Source organism: Pseudomonas sp. RW10S2 (assembly GCF_014268985.1).
Taxonomy (GTDB): Bacteria; Pseudomonadota; Gammaproteobacteria; order Pseudomonadales; family Pseudomonadaceae; genus Aquipseudomonas; species Aquipseudomonas wayambapalatensis.
Genome location: NZ_JABWRO010000255.1, coordinates 1 through 293, shown reverse-complemented (window position 1 = coordinate 293; position 293 = coordinate 1). Strand labels below are relative to the sequence as shown.

At 60.1% G+C, this 293-nt stretch carries 1 protein-coding gene; it reads right to left on the bottom strand.

Annotation, left to right across the window (positions count from 1 at the left end):
* A partial coding sequence (locus HU729_RS25610) for an immunoglobulin-like domain-containing protein (protein ID WP_186711932.1) occupies positions 1–293 on the bottom strand: 293 nt, incomplete at both ends.

Here is a 293-nt window from a genome sequence, read left to right as displayed (position 1 = left end):
TCCCGGTGGCGCTGCCAGCCGGAACGGTGATTTTGGTGCCGTCGCTGAGCGTGAACACCAAGCCGTTATGGCCAGTAACCGACAGACCTTGGGCGTTGGTCAGCGTGACGGTATAGGTGATCTCGCCGCCTTCGCTGACAGTCGTTTTGTCTGCAGTCAGGGTCGCGACAACTTCACTTTCGGTATCGGCGATCTGAACGGTAGCCGAGCCGCCGAGCTCCAGGTTCTCGAATGTTCTGCCCGGTACGGTTGCGTCGCTGATGCCAACGGTGAGCGAGCCCGAGTCTTTGAAG